This window comes from Streptomyces sp. NPDC088730 (assembly GCF_044751215.1).
Lineage (GTDB): Bacteria > Actinomycetota > Actinomycetes > Streptomycetales > Streptomycetaceae > Streptomyces.
Window position 1 is genome coordinate 92,634 of sequence record NZ_JBIVLK010000018.1, and the last position, 18,280, is coordinate 110,913.

Consider the following 18,280-nt stretch of genomic DNA (forward strand, 5'->3'; position numbering starts at 1 on the left):
TACCTCAAGCGGGCCACCGTCGACCTGCGGGAGAGCCGTCAGCGCGTGCAGGAACTGGAGGAGCGCGCACACGAGCCGATCGCGATCGTGGGCATGGCCTGCCGCCTTCCGGGCGGTGTCGCCTCCCCCGACGACCTGTGGGAGCTGCTGCGTGCCGAACGCGACGCCGTCGGCCCCTTCCCGGAGGGCCGCGGCTGGGACCTGGAGAACCTGTACCACCCCGACCCCGACCACCTCGGGACCTCGTACACCCGCGAAGGCGGCTTCCTCTACGAGGCGGACCGGTTCGACGCCGAGTTCTTCGGCATCAGCCCCCGCGAGGCGGCGGCGATGGATCCCCAGCAGCGACTGCTCCTGGAGACGGCGTGGGAGGCCGTCGAGCACGCGGACATCGACCCGACCACGCTGCGGGGCACCCGTACCGGGGTGTACGCGGGCGTCATGTACGACGACTACGGCTCCCGGACCCCCCGTGCGCCCGAGGACTTCGAGGGCTACCTGCTGACCGGCAGCGCCGGCAGCATCGCCTCGGGCCGGCTGTCCTACACCTTCGGCCTGGAGGGTCCGGCGGTGACGGTCGACACCGCGTGCTCGTCCTCGCTGGTCGCGCTGCACCTCGCGGCCCAGTCGCTGCGCCGGGGCGAATGCTCCATGGCGCTGGCCGGCGGTGTCACGGTGATGGCGACACCGGGCACGTTCGTGGAGTTCTCCCGGCAGCGCGGGCTGTCACCGGACGGGCGCTGCAAGGCGTTCTCCTCTTCGGCGGACGGCACCGGCTGGGCCGAGGGCGTGGGCGTCCTGGTGCTGGAGCGGCTGTCGGACGCACAGCGCGCCGGGCACCGGGTACTGGCGGTACTCCGCGGTTCGGCGGTGAACCAGGACGGTGCGAGCAGCCAGCTGACCGCACCGAACGGGCCCGCGCAGGAGCGGGTCATCCGGGCCGCGCTCGCCGACGCGCGGCTGTCGGCGTCCGAGGTGGACGCGGTGGAGGCGCACGGTACGGGCACCCGCCTGGGTGACCCCATCGAGGCGCGGGCGCTGCTGTCCGCCTACGGCCAGGGCCGTGGGGACGACAACCCGTTGTGGCTGGGCTCGGTCAAGTCGAACATCGGTCACACGCAGGCCGCGGCGGGTGTCGCGGGCGTGATCAAGATGGTCATGGCGATGCGGGAGGGCGTCATGCCCTCCACCCTGCACGTGGACGAGCCCACCCCGGAGGCCGACTGGTCGGCGGGCACCGTACGACTGCTGACGCAGCCTCAGGTGTGGCCCGGTCTCGACCGCCCGCGCCGCACGGGTGTGTCGTCGTTCGGCATCAGCGGGACCAACGCGCACGTGATCCTCGAAGAGGCGCCGCGCGACCGCGACGCCGTCGCACCGGATCCGGCGCCGGAGCCGGTCCGGCCGGAACTGCCGGCGCCGTGGCTGCTCTCCGCCAAGTCGGAGCCCGCCCTCCGGGCGCAGGCGGGCCGGCTGCTGGACTGGCTCGCCGGCCACCCCGAGGCCGAGGACGCCGACGTCGCCGCCGCCCTGACCACAGCGCGCGCCCAGCTGGGCCGGCGCGGTGCCGTGCTCGGCGCCGACCGGGCCGCTCTGCTCGCCGGCCTCACGGCCCTCGCCGCCGGTTCGGACTCCCCGCACGTGGTGTCGGGCGCCGCCACCGCCGGCGAGACGGCCTTCCTGTTCACCGGCCAGGGCGCGCAGCGCACCGGTATGGGCGATGGGCTCGCTGCCGCGTTCCCCGTGTTCGCCGCCGCCCTCGACGAGGTGTGCGCGGAACTCGACCCCCTGCTGGGGGTATCGCTGCGCGAGGTCATGTCCGGCGGGACCGGCGACACCGGGCACACCGGCCTGCTGGACCGCACGGAATTCACCCAGCCCGCGCTGTTCGCGTTCGAGGTGGCGCTGTACCGCCTCCTGGAGTCGTTCGGCGTGACCCCGGACGTGGTGGCCGGGCACTCGATCGGCGAGCTGGCCGCGGCCCACGTGGCCGGGGTCTGGTCGCTGGCCGACGCGTGCCGGCTCGTCGCCGCCCGCGGCCGGCTGATGGGGGCGCTGCCGGCCGGCGGCGCCATGCTCGCCGCCGCGGTGCCGGAGGACCGGGCACGGGAACTCCTCACGGCCGGAACGGTGTCGCTGGCGGCCGTGAACGCGCCCGAGGCGGTGGTGTTCTCCGGCGAGACGGCGGCGGTCCACGCGCTGGAGGAAGAGCTGGCCGGAGAAGGAGTGAAGACCAAGCGGCTGACGGTCAGCCATGCCTTCCACTCGGCGCTGATGGAGCCGATGCTCGCCGAGTACGAGCGGGTCGCCGGTTCGGTGGAGTACCGGACGCCACGCATCGCCGTGTGCTCCACGGTGTCCGGCGGCCCGGCCGGGCCCGAGCTGCTGACGCCGCGGTACTGGGTGCGGCAGGTGCGCGAGGCCGTGCGGTTCGCGCCCGCGGTGCGCTCACTCGCGGATGCGGGCGTGCGCCGGTTCGTCGAGGTCGGCCCGGACGCGGTGCTGACGGCGCTGACCCGTCAGGTACTCAGCGACGAGGAGTCCTCCCGCTCGCTGGTCACGGCGGCGGCACGGCGCGGCACCGACGAGGCCGGCCAGTTCCTGCGGCTGCTCGCCGCGGCACACTGCTCGGGGACCGCCATCGACTGGGCGCCGCTGATCCCGGAAGGGCCGGCCCGCCACCTCGACCTGCCTGTCTACGCCTTCCAGCACCGCCGCTACTGGGTCCAGCCCGACGACGACGCCCTCGGCGACCTGAGCCGCGCCGGCCTCCACGCGCTCGAACATCCCATGCTGCGCGTCGCCGCGCCGCTCGCCGGACGCGACGAATGGCTGTTCAGCGGCCGGCTCTCCACCACCGACCAGCCGTGGATCGCCGACCACACGGCCTTCGGAACGGTGCTGCTGCCCGGCACCGGATTCGTCGACCTCGCCCTGGCCGCGGGCCGCCGGCTGGACCTGCCCGTCATGGACGAACTCGTCCTGGCGACACCACTGCTCTTCGAGGGCACCGCCGCCGTGGACGTGCAGCTCTCGGTGAGCGAGCCCGACCACACCGGCCGCCGGCGCCTGTCGGTCCACTCACGTGCCGTCACCGGCACCGAGCCGTCCCACCCGGGCGAGCCGGAGTGGACGCTCCACGCCACCGGCGTCCTCGCCCCCGCCGACGACGTGACACCGCGGTGGACGGGCGCCGACTGGCCGCCCGCCGACGGCACACCCGTCGACGGGGCGGCCCTGTACGACCGGCTCGCCGACCTGGGATTCGGCTACGGCCCTGGCTTCCAGGGCGTGCGCACGGCCTGGACCAGTGCCGGAGAGGTGTTCACCGAGGTGGCCCTGGACGAGACGGCGGTGGGCCGGGCGGCCGGCTTCGGAGTGCATCCGGCGCTCCTGGACGCGGTCTTCCACGCCGCCATCGACGTACTCGCGGAGGACCTGCCCGAAGGCAGGCTGCCGCTTCCGTTCTCCTTCGGCGGCGTCCGCGTGTACCGGCCCGGCGCCACCGCGGTCCGCGCCCGCATCATCCGCTCCGGCCCCCAGAAGGTACGCGTCGACGCCTGCGACGCCGACGGCGCCGCGGTGCTGTCGATCGACGCCGTACTCGCCCGCCCCGCGGACGCGAGCGCGCTCGCCGGAGCCCGCAGCCCGCTCTACGCCCTCGACTGGACGCCCGTGACGGCGCCCGCGGCGCCGGACCGGCAACTGGTCGCGCTGGGAAGGCCTGTGCCGGGCTGCGCCGGGACCTTCGAGGACGTCGCGGCGTTCGCGGCCGACGGTGGTCACACCGGCGCGGCCGTCGTCTGGTCGCCCCAGACGGCGCCGGCGGACGGCGACGACGTTCCCGCGGCCATCCGCACGGCCGTGCACAGCACCCTCGCGGTGCTGCGCGACTGGCTCACCGAACCCGCCTGCGCCGACTCGACGCTGGTCGTGCTGACCCGCGAAGGGGCGGGCCTGCCCGGTGAGACGCCGGACCCCGCCGCGGCGGCCGTCAGAGGCCTGGTACGCAGCGCGCAGTCGGAACACCCCGGGCGCATCGTCAACGTCGACCTCGGCACCGGCCCCGACGACGTCGCGGACCTGCGCCAACGGATCACCGCCGCGGCCGCCGCGGACGAACCACAGCTCGCGATCCGCGACGGCGCGACCCTGGTACCGAGGCTGGCCCGTGCGACCACCGGCGAACCGGCCGGCGGACACTTCGGTGACGGCACGGTCCTGATCACCGGCGGCGCGGGCGGCCTGGGCGCCGTCACCGCACGGCACCTGGTCACCCGGCACGGGGTGCGCAGCCTGCTGCTCGCCTCACGCCGTGGTTCCGCCGCGCCGGGGGTCGAGGAACTGGTCACCGAGCTGACCGCGCTGGGCGCCGACGTACGCGTCGCCGCGTGCGACGTCAGCGAACGCGCCGAGGTTGCCGCGCTGCTGGAATCCGTACCCGCGCACGAACCGCTGACAGCCGTCGTGCACACCGCGGGCGTGTCCGACGACGGCACCATCGAAACCCTGACCGCCGGGCAGGTGGACCGCGTGCTCGCGCCGAAGACCGACGCCGCCTGGCATCTGCACGAGCTGACCCGGGGCATGGACCTGTCGGCGTTCGTGCTGTTCTCGTCCGCGGCGCCGCTGCTCGGCGGGCAGGGCCAGGGCAACTACGCCGCCGCGAACGCGGCGATGGACGCACTGGCCCGGACGCGCCGCAGCGCCGGCCTGCCCGCGCACTCGCTGGCCTGGGGACTGTGGAAGCGCGGCATGGCCGAGGCGTTGAACGACGCGGGCGGCGAGAACATGGTGCGTCAGATCCGTACCCGGCTCGGTCTGTCCCCGATCGAGCCGGACACCGGCATGCACATGCTCGACAGCGCGCTGGCCTCCGAAGAACCGATGCTGATGACCGCGCTGCTCGACACCCCCGCCCTCGCCGCACTGGGCCGGCTCGGCACGCTGCCCGCGGTCCTGCGCGGGCTGATCCACGTACCCTCGCGCGGCCGGATCGACGACAGCCCGCTGCGCGGGCGGCTGCTCGACGCCCCCGCGGAGCAGTGGGAGACGCTGATCCGCGATGAGGTCCGCGCGATCGCCGCCGCGGTCCTCGGCCACGAGTCGGCCGACGCCATCGACCCCGGGACACCCTTCACCGAGCTGGGCTTCGACTCGCTCGGCGGAGTCGAGTTCCGCAACAAGGTGACCGCCGCCACCGGTGTCCAGCTCCCGTCCACGCTGGTGTTCGACTACCCGACCGCCTCCGCCGTCGCCGGTTTCCTGCGCACCCGGGTCGACGGTTCGCAGCCGGCGCGACCGCGCCCCGCCGCGACCGGTGCCAGGTCCGCGGCCGGAGCCGACGAGCCGATCGCGATCGTCGGCATGAGCTGCCGGTATCCCGGCGGCGTCGAGAATCCCGACCAGCTCTGGGACCTGATCGACAGGCGCGTCGACGCGATCACCCCGATCCCGGGAGACCGGGGCTGGGACGTCGACGACCTGTACGACACCGACCCCGGCAAACCGGGCAAGATCTATACCCGCGAAGGCGGATTCCTGCACGACGCGGGCGACTTCGACGCCGCCTTCTTCGGGATCGGGCCCCGCGAGGCGGCGGCGATGGACCCGCAGCAGCGGCTGCTGCTGGAGGCGTCCTGGGAAGCGCTCGAAGACGCCGGTATCGACCCGACCTCACTGCGGGGCAGCGACACCGGGGTCTACGCGGGCGTCATGTACCAGGACTACGGATACACGGCGCGCGAGGCCGCCGACGGCGCCGCGGACGGCTACCTGGCGACCGGATCGGCCGGCAGCGTCGTCTCCGGCCGGGTGTCCTACGCACTCGGTCTGGAAGGGCCCGCGGTGACGGTGGACACGGCGTGCTCCTCCTCGCTGGTGGCCCTGCACCTGGCGGCGCAGGCACTGCGCGCGGGAGAGGCGTCGATGGTCCTGGCCAGCGGGGTGACGGTCATGTCGACCCCGCTGCTGTTCCTGGAGTTCTCCCGGCAGCGGGCGCTGTCACCGGACGGGCGCTGCAAGGCGTTCTCAAGCGGTGCGGACGGAGTCTCGTGGGCCGAGGGCGTCGGCGTACTCGCCCTGGAGCGGCTGTCCGACGCACAGCGCAACGGACGCCCGGTACTGGCCGTGATCCGCGGCAGCGCCATCAACCAGGACGGCGCGAGCAACGGCCTGACCGCACCCAACGGCCCTTCCCAGGAACGGGTCATCGCCCAGGCACTGGCCAACGCCGGTGTGACCGCGGCCGAGGTGGACGCGGTCGAGGCCCACGGCACCGGCACCACGCTGGGCGACCCGATCGAGGCGCAGGCCCTGATCAACGCCTACGGACAGGAGCGCACCGCACCACTGCGGATCGGTTCGCTGAAGTCGAACATCGGGCACACACAGGCGGCCGCCGGTGTCGGCGGTGTGATCAAGATGGTGCAGGCGCTGCGGCACGAGGTGCTGCCGGCCACCCTGCACGTCGACGCACCGTCACCGCACGTGGAGTGGGAGGAGGACGCGGTACGGCTCCTGACGGACGCCGAACCGTGGCCGGCCGGGGAGCGGCCGCGCCGGGCGGGTGTGTCGTCGTTCGGGATCAGCGGGACCAACGCGCACGTCATCCTCGAAGAGGCACCCGCGGCCCCGTCGCGGCCGGCCGGTGCGCCGGCCCCGGCCGCTGTGCCGCTGCTGCTCTCCGCGCGGACGCCTGCCGCGCTGCGGGACCAGGCGCGCCGCCTGCACGACACCCTGCGCGAACGCCCCGAACTCGATCTGACCGATGCCGCGGCGACGCTGGCCCTGCACCGCGCACAACTCGAAGAGCGGGCCGGGGCCGTCGGCCAGGACCGGGAGGCGCTGCTGGCGGCCCTGGCCCGGCTGGCGGCCGGCGAGCCGGGACCGGGCATCGTGGACGGCGTCGGCCGGACGGGTACGACAGCGTTCCTGTTCACCGGTCAGGGCGCCCAGCGGACCGGGATGGGCACCGGACTGTACCGGGAGTTCCCGGCTTTCGCGGCCGCGCTCGACGAGGTCTGCGCGGAATTCGACGCACACCTGGAGCACGCCCTGCGGGACGTGATGTCCGGCGCGAGCGGCGAGACCCTGCTCGACCGCACCGAGTACGCCCAGCCCGCCCTGTTCGCGTTCGAGGTGGCGCTGTACCGCCTCGTCGAGTCGATGGGCCTGACACCGGACGCGGTGGCCGGGCATTCGGTCGGCGAGCTGGCCGCCGCCCACGTGGCCGGAGTGTGGTCGCTGCCGGACGCGTGCCGGCTCGTCGCGGCCCGGGGCCGTCTGATGGGGGCCCTCCCGGAGGGCGGGGCCATGCTGGCCGCCGAGGTGCCGGAGGCGCGGGCCGCGGAACTGCTGGCTGCGGTCAATACCGATCCGGCCGCCGCGGTCTCCCTGGCCGCCGTCAACGCCCCCGGATCGGTGGTCTTCTCCGGCAGCACCGACGCCGTGTCGGCACTCGGGTCGTTGCTGGCGGCCGAGGGCGTCAGGACCAACAGGCTGCGGGTGAGCCACGCGTTCCACTCCGCCCTGATGGATCCCATGCTGACCGAGTTCGCGGAGATCGCCGCGGACCTGACGTACCACGAGCCGTCCATCGCCCTGTGCTCCACGGTTTCCGGAGCCTTCGCCGACGCGTCCCTGGGCACGCCCGAGTACTGGGTACGGCAGGTGCGCGAGGCAGTGCGCTTCGCCCCCGCCGTGCGGTCCCTCCTCCGGTCGGGCGTCGGCCTCTTCGTCGAGCTGGGCCCCGACGCGGTGCTGACCACCATGACCCGCGCCACGCTGGCGGCCGACCCCGCACAGCGCGCATCGGCCGTCGCGGCATCCCGTCGCACGGTCGCCGAACCCGAGCAACTGGTCACCGCGCTCGCGACAGCGCACTGCGCGGGCCGGCCGGTGAGCTGGGCCGGCTACTTCGGCGCCCGGCCGCAGGCACGGACCGCCCTGCCCACCTATCCCTTCCAGCACGAACGATTCTGGCTGCGGCCCGCGGAGACCGCCGTGCCGCTCGCCGGTACCGACTGCGCCGGCCATCCGCTGCTGCACGCCCAGGTGCAGCTCGCCGGCACGGACCAGTGGCTGTTCACCGGCAGGCTCTCGCAGCGCACCCACCCATGGCTCGCCGACCACACGGTCCTCGGCACGGTCGTGGTGCCGGGCACCGGATTCGTGGAACTGGCACTGGCCGCCGGAGCCCGGCTCGGCGTGCCGCGCCTGGCGGAACTGGCGCTCGACGCACCGCTGATCCTCCCCGCCGACGGAGCGGACCTCCAGCTCGCCGTGGGCGAACCCGACGCCGACGGGCACCGGACCGTGACGGTCCACACCCGCGTCGCCGACACCTGGGTCCCGCAGGCCCGCGGCCTGCTCACCCCCGCCGCACCGGCCGCGGCACCGGCCTGGCCCCAGGTATGGCCTCCGGTCGCGGGCGAACGGGCCGAAGGGGCGGAGGTGTACCGCGTGCTCGCTGACCTCGGATTCGCGTACGGCCCGGCGTTCCAGCGGGTCCGCGCCGCCTGGTCGTGCGGCGAAGAGGTCTTCGCCGACCTGGCGCTCGACACCGGCGCCGCGTCCGGCGGCGCCGCGTTCGCACTGCACCCGGCGCTGCTGGACGCGGTGTTCCACGCGGCCGTCGGCCCCCTCACCGAGAGCGGGCCCGACGGCCGGCCGCCCCTGCCCTTCGCCTTCGACGGAGTCCAGCTGGCCCAGTCCGGCGCGGGCGCCCTGCGCGTCCGCATCGCCCGCACCGCGCCGGACACCTTCCGCGTGGACGCCGTCGACGAGACCGGTGCCCTGGTACTGAGCGTGGAGTCGGTCCGGGTCCGCCCGGTCGAGCGGGCCGTGCTGGCCCGGCTGCAGGGCGCGGCACCACTGTTCGACCTCGAATGGGTCACCGTGCCCGCAGCCCCCGCGGCGGACGTCCGGCACCTCGCCGTGCTCGGCGATCCCGCGGCCGTCGAGGCCCCCGAGCCGCCCACCAGCTGCGCCGACCTCGCCGGACTCGCCGCACTGCCGGAGGCCCCCCACACGGTGGTGTGGCAGGCACCCCGCGAAACCGCTGCCGGCGCGGCGGACGTACACGCCGGTGTGCTGACGACGCTCGCCCTCCTGCAGAGCTGGACCGGCGCCGAACACCCCGGGCGGCTCGTGATCGTGACGCGCCTGGCCGCCGGACTGCCCGGCGAGGAACCCGATCTGGTCGGGGCCGCCGTCGCCGGTCTGGTGCGCAGCGCACAGTCGGAGTACCCGGGCCGGATCCAGCTCATCGACCACGACGGTGACGCCCTGCCGATCACCTCGCTCGCCGACGCCGTGGCCCAGGACGAACCCCACCTGGCCGTTCGCGGGGGCCGGCTCCTGGCACCGCGCCTGCAGCCGCTTCCCGCGACCGAACCGGGCGTGCCACCGGCCTTCGACCGGGGCACGGTCCTCATCACCGGCGGCACCGGGGGCATCGGCGCGATCGTCGCCCGGCACCTGGTCGCGGAGCGCGGCGCACGGCACCTGCTGCTGGCGTCCCGGCGCGGTCCGGCCGCCGCCGGTGCCGGCGAACTGGCCGCCGAACTGACCGCTCTCGGCGCCCACGTCGAGATTGTTGAGTGCGACGTCACCGAACGCGCCTCCGTCCAGGCTCTGTTGGCCGGCATCGGCACCGACGCCCCGCTGACCGCCGTCATCCACACGGCGGGCGTCCTGGACGACGGCACGCTCGACACCCTCACCACCGCGCAGACGACACGGGTACTGGCACCGAAGATCGACGCGGCACTGCACCTGCACGAACTGACCCGCGACCTCGATCTGTCGGCGTTCGTGCTGTTCTCGTCCGCGGCACCGCTGCTCGGCGGACAGGGCCAGGGCAACTACGCCGCCGCGAACAGCGCCCTGGACGCACTGGCGCGCGTACGGCGCGGCGCGGGACTCCCCGCGCATTCACTGGCCTGGGGGCTGTGGACCGTCGGCATGGCAGGGGCACTCGGCGGGGACGGCGGCGAGCAGCACACCCGCCGGATCCGGACCAGGCTGGGCCTGGTCCCGATCGGCCCGGAGTCCGGCATGGCGCTGTTCGACAGCGCACTCGCCACGGACCGCGCGACACCGATGACCGCCCTGCTGGACATGGCCGCGCTCACCGGCCTGGCGCGCGGCGGCACCCTGCCCGCGACGCTGCGCGGACTGGTCCGGGTTCCCCCGGCCGCCGCGAGTACCGATGTCAGCCCGGCGCGGCAATGGGCCGCACTGCCCGACGCGGACCGCGACGGTGTGATCCTGCGGGAGGTGCGCGACATCGCGGCGGCGGTCCTCGGCCACCGGTCCGGCGAGGCGATCGACCCGCACGCGCTGTTCACCGAGCTCGGATTCGACTCCCTCGGTGCCGTCGAATTCCGCAACCGGCTCGCCCAACTCGCCGACCTGGAGCTGCCGTCCACGCTGATCTTCGACTATCCGACCGCCGCCGACGTGGCGAAGCTCGTACGGTCGCGGATCGAGGAACCCGACACCGAGGTGGTCGAGCAGGAACCGGCCGGCGTGCGCGGCACGCTCACGGAACTGGTCTCGTCGGCACACCGGCGCGGTGAACTGGCCGCGGCGATGCCCCTGCTGACCGCGAGCTCGGCTCTGATGACCACGTACACCGCCGATGAGGCCGCCGCACGACGACCGGCCGCGGCGCAGCTCCTGGCGCGCGGCGCCACGGCACCGGCACTGATCTGCATCCCGTCGTTCCTGGCAGGATCGGGCCCTCACCAGTTCGCCCGACTGGCCCGCGAACTCGGCGGCGAGCGACAGGTCAGTGCGCTGCGGCTGCCCGGAATGCGCGCGGGCGAGGACCTGCCGGCGACCTGGGAGGCGGCGATCGAGAGCCTCGCCGCGGCCGTCGCACCGGAACTCGAACGGGGACCCGTGGCGCTCATCGGCTATTCGGCGGGTGGTGCGGTCGCCCACGCGGTCGCCCGCCGGATCGAGCGCGGCGGCGGCGAACTCGTCGGCCTCGCGATGATCGACACCTACGCCCCGGACGAGCACGAAGCGACCCGCCGCGTCCTCATCGACGCGCTGGGGCAGATCCTGTCCCGGGACAACGCGCTGACCCCCCTCGACGACCACGGCCTGGTCTCGATGGGCGGCTACGTGCGGATCTACCCCGAGCGCGAGCCCGAGCGGATCGCCGCTCCGACCCTGAACCTGCGGGCCACCGCGACACTGAGCAGCTTCGGCGAATTCGACCCCGTCCCCGACTGGCAGCACCGAGGACCGGCCGAGTACATCGAGGCAGACCACTTCTCGATCATCGAGGACCGGGCGGCGGAGACCGCCGCGCGCCTCCGGCACTGGCTCGATTCACTCGAAGGCCATTCCATCCAGCATTCAGAAATACAGGGCAGATAAATGCGTGACATGCAAATGTGGTCGGCCGTCCTGGACCCAGCCGTAGGGGCATAGCCCCAACAAGTAAGTCAAGACTTACCTTTAGAGAGCTTCATCCGTATGGTGTGGCTCGAATCAAAGGAGCTTCTTGTTGTTGAAAAGGAATGATTCTGCTGTGCGTGCGGTTGATTCGGAGCAGGATTATGTGTCCTCGTTGTACGAGCTGCTCACCGAGCGGCTCAGCGAGGCACGAGCGCACAGAGCGAGCGTGCTGAAGGCCCCGGCCGACAGCGCCGGTGAGGCGTACGAGAGGGAAATCGCCGCCGAACGCCTGGCCAAGGAAATCGGCCGGCTGGAGGGCGCCGAAAAAGGGCTGGTCTTCGGACGGATCGACTGGACGGACGGCACCGCCCTGCGCATCGGACGGATCGGACTCCACACGGAGGAGGACGATCTGCCGCTGCTCGTGGACTGGCGCGCGAACGCGGCGCGGCCCTTCTACGAGGCGACCCCGGTCCACCCGATGGACCTGCGGCGCCGCAGGCATCTGCGCCTCCAGGACCGCACCGTCATCTCGGTGAGCGACGAACTGCTGGACGGAACCGACCCGACCCACGAGGACGTCGTGGGGGACGGCCCCCTGACAGAGGCCCTGTCGGCCAGGCGCACGGGCAAGATGCACGCCGCCGTCGCGACGCTCCAGGCCGAGCAGGACGAGATCGTCCGCTCCCGCCACCGAGGGGTGACCGTGGTGCAGGGCGGGCCCGGCACCGGCAAGACGGTCGTCGCCCTGCACCGGGCCGCCTACGTCCTGTACGCGTTTCCGCGCGCCGCGGAAGAGGGAGTCCTGGTAGTGGGCCCGAACGCCCGGTTCCTCGACTACATCTCCCAGGTCCTCCCCTCACTGGGCGAGAACGACGTCGTCCTGGCGACCTGTCAGGAACTGGCCGGAGTGTTCACGGAGGAGACGGACCCCTTCGACACGGCACGTGTCAAGGGCGGCTCCGGCCTCGCCGACGCCCTGGCCGGCCTGCTGCGCGCCCACCAGGCCCCCGCCGGTGACTTCACCGTGCGGGTCGGTCAGGAAGTGGTCCACCTGTCCGAGAAGGAAGTGGCCACGGCACGCGACGCCGCCGTGGCAGCCGTACCGGGGCACAACCCCGCGCGCCAGGTGTTCAAGGAACTCCTGGCCGATGCCGTCACCGAGGCGATGCAGCGGGACATGGGCGACATCCTTGAGCAGATCGACGCCGACACCGAGAAGATGACGGGCCTGAACCTCGACCGGTTCACCGGAGCCGCCCAGCGCCGTACCGAAGGCGCGGCCGACCCGGATCCGGCCCACGAACTGGACTTGGACGCCATCCGGGCCGACCTCCTCGACGACGCCGGCGTCGACCGGGCGGTCGAGGAGCTGTGGCCGCGACTCCTGCCGGGCGGCCTCGTGATGGAGCTCCTGACGAATGCCGACGCCCTCGCCGAGCACCTGCCCGGCCTGACCGGGCAGGAGCGGTCCCTGCTGCTGCGGGATCCGGACGACCCGTGGACCGGTGCCGATGTCCCGCTGCTGGACGAGGCGGCGAGCCTGGTCGACGGTCCCCCCGAGCGGACGTACGGGCACGTCGTCGTCGACGAGGCGCAGGAACTGACCGCCATGCAGTGGCGGATGATCGTCCGCCGGTGCCCGGCAAGAGCGATGACGCTGGTGGGCGACTTCGCCCAGGCAGGCCCCGTCGCGACAGCACGCGACTGGGCGGAAGCGCTGAGCCCCCACGTCGGACCGCGGTTCAAACTGCACAACCTGACCGTCAGTTACCGCACCACGCAGGAGATCCTGGAGAGCGTCCGGGACCTGCTCACGCGGATCGCTCCGGACCAGAAGCCCACACGGTCACTGCGCAGCGGTGAGAGCCCCCGCTCCGTGACCGCACCTCCGGACGGATCGGTCACCGCCGTCGTCCAGGAACTCCGCGCCCAGAGCGCCGCGCACCCGGACGAGCTCCTGGGGGTGATCTGCGCGGACACCAGGGTGAGCGAGCTGACGGCCCAGGGCATCGTGCACCAGGCACGCATCGTCCCGGCGTCCGAAGCACGCGGCCTGGAATTCGACGGAGTCGTCGTCCTGAACCCCGAGGAGATCATCACGGCCCGCCCCGGTGGGGAGAGAGACCTGTACGTAGCCCTGACCCGGGCCACCAAACGCCTCTGCACCATCACCGCCCAGCCCGCCTGACGGCTCCGCGCCCCCGATCCCGCCGAAGGCGCGTCGCACGGTCACAGCAGCCGGTCGACGAGCCCGTCCACGTATCCCGGAGTGAGTTCCATGCCGAACAGGACGCGGATGTACATCGGGGCGAGGACGTGGTCCAGCACGTCGAGCGCGGCGGGGGCCTTCTCGCCGCGCTCGACGGCGCGGTCGAGCATGGACTGCATCTGCCGGGTGCGTTCGTCGCGGATGCTGTCACGTGCCTCCCGGCCCAGCCGGGCCTGCTCGCCGGTGCCGGTGAGGGCGACGGCGAGGCGCACGAGTGCCAGGCCGTCGGGTCCGGTGATCTCGCGGGCGACGTTGGCCGCGTAGGCGTGCAGGTCACCGGCGAGGCTTCCGGTGTCGGGCATGGGTGACTGCGCGTTGAGGCGGGTGAGCGCCACCTCGGAGAGGAGGTCCTCCAGACTTCCCCACCGGCGGTAGATGCTGCTGTCGGCCACACCCGCGCGGGCCGCGACCTCTCCCACGGTGAAGTGGCCGTAGCCCCGCTCGCTGATCAGAGCGGTCACCGCCTCATGCACCTGTGCGCCGACGCGGGCGCTGCGCCCGCCGGGCCGTCGGGTTCGCTGTCGTTCATCCATGCCCCCACCTTAACGCAGTCGAGACTTGCGTTAAGGGGTGGCCCTCCGTATAGTCTGCTAACGCAGCTACTGACTGCCTTAAAGCGTCCAGAGGCTGACCACGCCGGTCGTGGCCGGGCGCAATCGACGATTGAGAGGAATTCCATGGCTGCATCGCCTGCGACAGTAGGCAGCCCACCGAACCGGGCCGTGCTGCTCGCGGTGACCTGCCTGGGCCAGTTCATGGTCCTGCTCGACAACACGATCGTCGGAGCGGCGCTGCCCGACATGCAGCACCGGCTCCACACGGAACTGACCGGCCTTCAGTGGATCGTCGACGCCTACGTACTCCTGGTCGCCATGCTGCTCCTGACCGGCGGCGTCTTCGCCGACCGGTTCGGCCGCAAGCGGATCTACCTGTCCGGCGTGGCGGTGTTCACCGCCGCATCGCTGGTCTGTGCCCTCGCGCCCTCGGTCAGCTGGCTGATCACCGGCCGGGTACTGCAGGGCATCGGAGCGGCGGCCCTCGCCCCCGCCTCGCTCGCCCTCCTCGTCGCCGCCCACCCCGCACCGCAGGAGCGCGTCAAGGCGATCGGACTGTGGGCCGGACTCAGCGGAATCGGCCTCGCCGCGGGCCCCGTGGCCGGCGGCGTACTGACCCAGGCCTTCGGCTGGCCCGCCATCTTCCTCGTCAACCTGCCCTTCGGCGTGGCCCTCCTGCTGGTCGGCCTGCGCTACCTCGACGAGTCCCGCAACCCGAACGCCGCGACGATCGACATCCCCGGAACTGTGCTGTCCGTCCTCGCCGTGGGCGTGATGACCTACGGCCTGATCGAGGGCGGTGCCCGCGGCTGGACGTCACCGGAGATCCTTGCCTGCTTCGCCGCCGCGCTGGTCCTCCTCGCCGCCTTCATCGCCGTCGAAGCCCGCCGCATCGCGCCCATGCTGTCCCTGCGGCTGTTCAAGCAACGCCTGTTCACGGTGTCCAACACCGCCATGGTCGTGGTCGGGTTCGCCATCATGGGCTCCTCGTTCTTCTTCTCCCAGTTCTTCGTCTACGTCCAGGGCAGCTCGATCATGCGGGCCGGCCTGCAGACGCTGCCCCAGTCCCTCGCCATGGTCGTCGTCAGCCCGTACGCGGGGCGGCTCGCCGCCCGATACGGCTTCCGCGTCGTGGTCACCACCGGCATCGCCCTGGCCGGCCTGGGCCTGATCGCACTCGGCACCGCCCACGCCGACACCGGATACGAGAACGTGTGGTGGCGCCTGGCACTCGCCGGCACCGGATTCGCCCTGGCCATGTCCCCACTCACGGGAGCCGCCATCCAAGCGGTCAGCCCGCAGGAAGGCGGCCTGGCATCCGGCGTCAGCAGCACCACCCGGCAGATCGGTGGCGTCTTCGGCGTCGCGGTACTCGGAGCCATCGTCCGCAGCCGGCAGTCCGGCGGCGCCACCTTCGAGGCCGGCCTCAACAGCGCCTTCCTCGTGGCCGGCATCGTCACCCTGATCACCGCCGTGTTCACCGGACTCTGGCTGACGAAGCCCAAGTCTGCGGAAGCCCCCGCAGCACCGCAGCCCTCCCTTGATCCGGAGACGGCCCCCACCCTGAACGACGTACCCGCGACCACCCGCTGACGACGCCCCCCGGCCACGGCCGGGGGGCTGTCAGATGTTCGGCCATGCCCGGTAGCCCGTGAGGACGGCATACCGGGCCACCAACAACCCGCCCCGCCCCGGCGGCGTCCGCGACCTGCCGGGGCGGGGCGCGGTGTGGCTTCACCCAGGCGAACCGGTAATCGTGCGACCTGATTTCGTCGTGGCCGCGGAATTACTCAATTTCGCCCTCTGGCCGGATTTCCTGTGCTCTTCGACGTGGACGGAATCCTGCTGGATTCAGCGGGCGCTCACCGGAGAATCTGGAACTCCTGGCCCCTGGGAAGGGGCCTGAACCCAGAAAAGGTATGGGACCTCACCTTCGGACGGCACCCCGTGGACACCGTCAAGAACGCGGCCGCCCATCTGGACCCAGCAGCTGAACGGAAAGTGCTCGACGAGCTGCTGGGTCCAGGAGAAGGACACGGTTACCCATCGAAGGAGCAACTGCTCTGCTGGAAGCGCTGACCGGCAGCCCGTGGGCGATCCCGACGTCCGGCGACCGAGCCTTCGTCGAAGCCCGCTTCACCGCAGAAGGGCTCCCCCTCCCGGCCGTACAGGTCAACGGCAGCGATGTGGAACACGCGAAGCCCGCGCCGGACTGCTTCGCGCTGGCCGCGTCCCGGCTCGGCATCGCGACCTCGGAGTGCCTGGTCGTGGAGGACGCACCCGCGGGCATACGCGCTGCGGTGGCAGCCGGCAGCACCGCTCTCGGCCTGAAACGACCCACCCGGAAGAATCGCTCCGGCAAGCACACCTGTGCGTTGCGTCCGTGGCCGAAGTGCGAAGCCTGCTGCCCCGGCCGGACGACGACGACGGTCCGTTGCGGCCTCAGAAAGGCCGGCCGGCCGTGGGAGTTTCTTCCAGCAACAGGACTGGAGTGGCTTCGGGTTGGACGCTAAGGGCTGCCCCGATATCGGCGTCCAAGTTCGACGCAGGGTCTGCGGAACGGCGGTGCGGCAGCAGGACTATTCACACTCGGGCTGTCTGCGCGAACGGGGTTCACCCGAATATCGACTTGTGGTTTGAGTTCTGAGGCCAGTCCGACAACCACTCGCCCGAGCCTGTGGCAGCGTGGAGAAAGACGCCGCTCGTGGGCCCCCGACCCTGACATGATCGCTGGCATGAAGGTACTTGTGATCGGAGCGACAGGAACGATCGGTAGCGCTGTCGCCAGCGCGTTGGAGGCTTCTCACCAGGTAGTCAGGGCATCCCGCAGGGGGCCGGTAAAGGTGGATATGGAACACCCGTCCTCCTTGGACTCGCTCTTCGACGAGGTGCCGGATCTCGACGCTGTGGTGTGCTGCGCCGCCAGCGGCCCGCTGGTGGACCTGGAGTCAGCGGCGGATGAAGAGATCGCGGCCGGAGTACAGGGCAAGCTGCTGGGGCAGTTCGCGCTGGTACAACGAGCCGTCCGCCGTCTGCGGGATGGCGGATCCATCACTCTGACCGGAGGCACCTTCTCCACCCCGCTGGCCGGCGGTTCGCTGGGGGCTCTCGTCAACACGGGCCTGGAAGGCTTCGTCCGCAACGCGGCCGGCGAGCTGCCGCGAAAGCTGCGCATCAATCTCATCAGCCCTGGGTGGATCAAGGAAACCCTGGAAGGCATGGGCGCAGACGGGAGTGAGGGAACCCCCGTTTCCGAGGTGGCCCAGGCGTATGTGACAGCGGTGGAAGGCACCGCGCAAGGCCAGACCATACGTCCGTAACCGTCAGGAGAAGCCGGCCCGTCAGGGTGGTGGCCGGCGGCGTTACGGCGCCCGCGAGGTACTCGCGGCGATCCTGTTCGTGGCCACGACGGGGTGTACCCGGCGGCAACCGCCGCCTGCCGTCGGCCCATCCGGGCCAACCGCACACCGACGGTTCACCGAATGGCCCCGGCCGGTATGGGGCAAGATCCACCGCCTGCTCCTGGACGAACTCGGCACCCGCGGGGAGTTGGACTGGTCCCGCTGCGCGATCGACTCGGTGAACATGAGGGCAACGAAAGGGGGGATCTGACGGGGCCGAATCCCGTAGATCGCGGCAAGAAGGGATCAAAGATCCACTTGATCACTGAGCGAGCGATCCGGTCTGCCTCTCTCGATCGGGATCTGCGCCGCGAACACCCATGACAGTCAGGGTCTCGAACCTCTGGGACGCGGCATCCCACCCGTCCGCTCACACCGTGGACCGCTGCGGCGAAAGCCCGCCAGGCTCCATGGCGACAAGGGGTACAGCGGCTGGGACGTCATCCGGACCGTGGAGCGAACGGTCGCCTGGCTCGTCCGATGCCGCCGCCTGCACCGTCGGTACGAACGCAAGGCGAGGAACTTGCTCGCCTTCGCCGCCTTCGCCGCCGCTCTGATCCGCTACCGCGGGCTTGCGAAGGGTCATCGACTCGTCGTGATCCGTAAAGTACGGCTCTATATGGGGCTGCCCAACGCGA

General features: G+C 72.2%; 5 protein-coding genes and 2 pseudogenes. 6 read left to right on the forward strand and 1 reads right to left on the reverse strand.

Features of this window, described 5'->3' with window-relative positions:
• Positions 1-12: 12 nt before the first annotated feature.
• A pseudogene (locus tag ACIP89_RS33610) lies at positions 13-11,394 on the forward strand (SDR family NAD(P)-dependent oxidoreductase); the annotation flags it as partial.
• A 184-nt stretch (positions 11,395-11,578) separates the two neighbouring features.
• Positions 11,579-13,606 (forward strand): HelD family protein, encoded by a 2,028-nt coding sequence (locus tag ACIP89_RS33615; protein ID WP_402118159.1) that lies wholly within the window; start codon positions 11,579-11,581, stop codon positions 13,604-13,606.
• A 41-nt stretch (positions 13,607-13,647) separates the two neighbouring features.
• On the opposite strand, the gene ACIP89_RS33620 is transcribed toward ACIP89_RS33615, so the two are convergent.
• On the reverse strand, positions 13,648-14,220 hold the full coding sequence (locus ACIP89_RS33620) for a TetR/AcrR family transcriptional regulator (protein ID WP_401932158.1): 573 nt from the start codon (positions 14,218-14,220) through the stop codon (positions 13,648-13,650).
• Positions 14,221-14,364: 144 nt separating this feature from the next.
• On the opposite strand from ACIP89_RS33620, the gene ACIP89_RS33625 reads away from it, so the two are divergent.
• The 4 genes and pseudogenes from ACIP89_RS33625 to ACIP89_RS33640 form a co-directional block, all read left to right on the forward strand.
• The gene (locus ACIP89_RS33625) at positions 14,365-15,834 is read left to right on the forward strand and encodes an MFS transporter (RefSeq protein WP_401931471.1); all 1,470 of its coding nucleotides are present in this window, start codon (positions 14,365-14,367) and stop codon (positions 15,832-15,834) included.
• A gap of 503 nt (positions 15,835-16,337) precedes the next feature.
• A complete protein-coding gene (locus tag ACIP89_RS33630; RefSeq protein ID WP_402118178.1) occupies positions 16,338-16,754 on the forward strand; it encodes an HAD family hydrolase in 417 nt (138 codons plus the stop codon).
• 222 nt (positions 16,755-16,976) lie between these two features.
• On the forward strand, positions 16,977-17,561 hold the full coding sequence (locus ACIP89_RS33635; protein WP_402118161.1) for a short chain dehydrogenase: 585 nt from the start codon (positions 16,977-16,979) through the stop codon (positions 17,559-17,561).
• A gap of 19 nt (positions 17,562-17,580) precedes the next feature.
• Positions 17,581-18,216 (forward strand): annotated as a pseudogene (locus ACIP89_RS33640) (transposase); the annotation flags it as partial.
• Positions 18,217-18,280: the final 64 nt, after the last annotated feature.

Coding starts and splice junctions, on each gene's coding strand:
- ACIP89_RS33620 (WP_401932158.1), bottom strand. CDS start 14,220: ATGGATGAACGACAGCGAACCCGACGGCCCGGCGGGCGCAGCGCCCGC.
- ACIP89_RS33625 (WP_401931471.1), top strand. CDS start 14,365: ATGGCTGCATCGCCTGCGACAGTAGGCAGCCCACCGAACCGGGCCGTG.
- ACIP89_RS33635 (WP_402118161.1), top strand. CDS start 16,977: ATGAAGGTACTTGTGATCGGAGCGACAGGAACGATCGGTAGCGCTGTC.